Source organism: Tahibacter caeni, assembly GCF_024609805.1.
GTDB lineage: Bacteria > Pseudomonadota > Gammaproteobacteria > Xanthomonadales > Rhodanobacteraceae > Tahibacter > Tahibacter caeni.
The window spans coordinates 1-3,731 of the sequence record NZ_JANFVR010000409.1 but is presented as its reverse complement, the minus strand read 5'-3'; the positions used below and the strand labels follow the sequence as shown (position 1 = coordinate 3,731).

Below are 3,731 nucleotides of genomic sequence, written 5' to 3'. Positions count from 1 at the left end.
GCCTGGATATCGCGGTCGTCGGCTACGGCACGGCCGGGCAGGCGGCGGCGCGGCTGCTCCAGCGCCAGGGGCACCGGCTCGCGGTGTTCGAGCGCGCGCCGCAGCCGCGGCCCGTCGGCGCCGGCCTGCTGCTGCAGCCGACCGGACTCGCCGTGCTCGCCGAACTCGGTCTGCTCGCCGCGGCGCTGCGCTGCGGCGAGCCGATCGCGCAGCTGCTCGGCGCAACCACGGCCGGGCGCACGGTCATCGACATGCGCTACACGGATCTCGCCGCCGACTGCTCCGGCCTCGGCATGCAGCGCGGCGCGCTGTTCGAGCTGCTGCGCGATGCGGACGTCGAGCGGCAACTGCACAGTGGCGTGACGATCGTCGACGTCGATGCGGTACGCGGCGAACTGCGCGACGACGGCGGCTCGCGGCATGGCCCTTACGACCTGGTGCTGATCTGCGGCGGCGCCGCTTCGGCGCTGCGCAGCGCGGCCCTGACACGGCGCGATCGGCCCTACGCCTGGGGCGCGCTCTGGTGCCTCTGCGCCGATCCGCAGCGCCGCTTCGCCGCGCAGCTGCTGCAGCGCTACGAGGGGCCGCGTCGCATGGCCGGGCTGCTGCCGGTCGGCGTGCTGCCGGGCCAGGACGAGACGGCACGCCGGATCGGTTTCTTCTGGAGCCTGCCGGCCGCCGACATCGGCGCGGTCCTGCAGCGCGGCGTCGACGCCTGGCGCGACGAGGCCGGCCGCTTCTGGCCCGGCGCGCAGCCGTTGCTCGACAGCATCACCGATGTCGGCCAGCTGATGCCGGCGCAGTACCGCGACGCGGTGCTCCGGCGCTTCTGCACCGGCCGCGTGGCCTGGCTCGGCGACGCGGCGCATGCGATGAGCCCGCAGCTCGGGCAGGGCGCGAACATGGCGTTGCTCGATGCGGCGGCGCTCGCGCGGGCCCTGGCCGGGCACGACGAGCTCGCGGACGCGCTGCACGCCTACGATCGCGAGCGCCGCGATCACGTCGCGATCTACCAGCTGATCAGCCGCTGGCTCACGCCGCTGTTCCAGTCCGAGCTCGATTGGGCCGGCCGCCTGCGCGACGCGTGTTTCGGCCCGCTCGCGCGGCTGCCGCTGCTGCGCGGCGAGACCCTGAAGGTGCTCGCCGGCGTCAAATGCGGGCTGTTCGGACGTCTGCCGCTGACCGATGCGTCGTCGTTGCGCGCGCGGCCGGCGCAGGTCGAGGCGCGCTGAAACGCGCCGGGATCGCGCTGCGTCGCGCCGGTGCGATCGACGAATCGCTCGTCATCGCTCGTTCCGTCCTGCGATTCCGGTCGCAACGCGCGTGATCGCGACGACTCGCGCACGCGTGGCGCGGCAGCGGCAGTGCCGCGCCGATGCGGCGAACGCGCCGCTGCCGGCGATCAGGCTTCCGGCACGTAGCCGGCCGGCTTGGCCGAACCGTCGCCGAAGAAATACTTTTCCATTTCGCCCTGCAGGAACGCGCGGTGCTTGGGGTCCAGCGGCGAAAGGCGGTTCTCGTTGATCAGCATGGTCTGGTGCGCGAGCCACTGGCCCCAGGCTTCCTTCGACACCGATTCGAAAATGCGCTTGCCGAGTTCGCCGGGCCACGGCGCGAATGCCAGGCCTTCGGCGTCGCGGCCGAGCTTGATGCAATGGACGGTGCGGCTCATCGGGTTCTCCGTTCGTGTCAGTCGGTCTCGGGCAGCGACTGCAGCAGGCGCCGCACGGGCGCGGGCAGTCCCAGGCCGAGGTAATCCGCCGCGCTGCACCAGCGCAGATCGTCGCGGTCGGCGACCTGAGGCAGCGCCTCGGCGCGAGCCAGCAGCGGCGTGATTTCGAGGCGGTAATGGCTGAACACGTGGACGAACGCGGCCAGCCCGCGCGTGCCGGACAGCTTCGCTCCGACGGCGCGCGCGGCGCGGACCGAGTTTGCGGCCGTGTCGGTTTCGGGCAGGCTCCAGAGTTCGGCCCAGACGCCGCTGGCCGGGCGCCGCTGCAGCAGCACGCGGCCGGCCGCGTCGCGCAGGATCAGCATGCAGGTCGCGCGCGTCGGATTGGCTTTGGCCGGCTTGCGCGCCGGCAGCTGCGCGGTGCGCTGCTCGCGCAGCGCGACGCAGTCCGTCGCGACCGGACAGACGTCGCAGCGCGGCCGGCTGCGCACGCAGACCGTCGCGCCGAGATCCATGATCGCCTGGGTGTAGTCGGCCACGCGCACGGCCGGCGTGTTCGCCTCGGCGTGCAGCCACAGCGCGCGCGCCGTGGCCGTGCTGCCGGGCCAGCCGTCGACGCCGTGGCGGCGCGCGAGCACGCGCTTGACGTTGCCGTCGAGTATCGCGCGACGTTCGCCCCAGGCCTGGGCCAGGATCGCGCCGGCGGTCGAGCGGCCTATGCCGGGCAATGCGGCCAGCGCGTCGAAGTCGCGCGGCAGCTTGCCGCCGTGCTGCTGCATGCAGAGTTGTGCGGCCTTGTGCAGGTTGCGCGCGCGGCTGTAGTAGCCGAGGCCCGACCAGAGTCCGAGCACCTGGTCCGCGGGCGCGGCCGCGAGCGAGGACAGATCCGGCAGCGCCGCGACGAAGCGCTCGAAATAGCCGACCACGGTCGCGACCTGGGTCTGCTGCAGCATGATTTCCGACAGCCAGACGCGGTACGGCGTGCGCGGCGACTGCCAAGGCAGGTTCTTGCGGCCGTGGCTGTCGTACCAGTCCAGCAATGCCGGCGCGAAGCCGGCCGTGTCCGCGGCCGCATTCATTGCGCCGGTCCCGATTCGATGCGTATGCCTTCCAGGCGCACGCCGTCGAGTTCGATGCGGCCGATGCGCGCGCTGCCCGGCAATGGCGGCAGCGCGTTCGCCTGCGGCGCGGCCTCGACGAGTTCGCGCCACCAGCGCTGCAGCTGCTGCGCGTCGATGTCGCCGTCGAAGCCGATCTGGCTCGCGACCGCTTTACCGTCCTGTTGCAGGCTCGCGTCGGTCACGACGAGGTGCACGCGCAGATCCGGCGGCGTCGCGTTCGCGTCGTCGCCGCGCTCGAGCCAGCGCAACAGCGCGCTCAATTCGAGCTGCGGCTGCTGCAGCCGCAGCTCCTCGATGAGGAGGCGCGAGTCGCGCAGGCTGCTCCACGGCAGGCTGACGTCGAGACGCTGCAGGCTCAGCAGCGGCGTCGTCTCGCCGGGCAGGCCGAAGCGCGCATCGTCGAGCTGCAGGCGCAGCCGCGGCCACAGCGCATAGCGCGCCGGCGGACGGAACGCCAGGGTCAGGCCGAGGCGCGACTCGGTCTGCTCGGTCAGCAGCGCGGCGACGCGCTCGGGCCTGGCGTATTCGTGCAGCAGCAGGGCCAGTGCGATCGCCGGCAGCGCGAGCACGGCCGCGGCTATGCGAAGCGGACGGCGCAGGCGCATCGATGAAAAAAAGTGGATTGATGGATATTCACGGCGCAGGCATAATGCGGCGGCCGCCGGCACAACCCAGGATGGAGCGTACGGCGGCAGTGCTCGCGCCCAAGCTGGCCCCCCTGGCGGAAAGCGTGAGCGGATGCGGCGGCGAGCGATCGCCGCCGCATCCAACTTCCTCGTTGCGCCTCCCTCGGAACTCTGCCTGCGTCGCGCCGCCGTATGCCACGGCGCTCGTACGCCTGCGCCGCGCCGATACGGCGGCGCGCCGGCTCCGCCGCCGGACCGAATACGCCGGCGTGTGTTGTGGCCCGGCCGCCGGTTCCGGACGGCGCGCCAGCG

4 protein-coding genes are annotated in these 3,731 nt (G+C 72.8%); 1 reads left to right on the top strand and 3 read right to left on the bottom strand.

Annotation, left to right across the window (positions count from 1 at the left end; genetic code table 11):
• Nucleotides 1–1,232 (top strand): FAD-dependent oxidoreductase (locus NON22_RS21710; RefSeq protein ID WP_306673953.1); only part of this gene is annotated, 1,232 nt, incomplete at its 5' end.
• 170 nt (nucleotides 1,233–1,402) lie between these two features.
• On the opposite strand, the gene NON22_RS21705 is transcribed toward NON22_RS21710, so the two are convergent.
• Genes NON22_RS21705 through NON22_RS21695 form a run of 3 tightly spaced genes read right to left on the bottom strand, consistent with a single transcriptional unit; the run spans nucleotide 1,403 to nucleotide 3,362 of the window.
• Entirely contained in the window at nucleotides 1,403–1,672 is a 270-nt protein-coding gene (locus tag NON22_RS21705) for an oxidative damage protection protein (protein ID WP_257389087.1), read from the bottom strand.
• A 17-nt stretch (nucleotides 1,673–1,689) separates the two neighbouring features.
• The gene (gene mutY / locus NON22_RS21700) at nucleotides 1,690–2,751 is read right to left on the bottom strand and encodes an A/G-specific adenine glycosylase (RefSeq protein WP_257389086.1); all 1,062 of its coding nucleotides are present in this window, start codon (nucleotides 2,749–2,751) and stop codon (nucleotides 1,690–1,692) included.
• A complete protein-coding gene (locus NON22_RS21695) occupies nucleotides 2,748–3,362 on the bottom strand; it encodes an AsmA family protein (RefSeq protein ID WP_257389084.1) in 615 nt (204 codons plus the stop codon). The genes mutY and NON22_RS21695 overlap by 4 nt, the downstream gene beginning before the upstream one ends.
• Nucleotides 3,363–3,731: the final 369 nt, after the last annotated feature.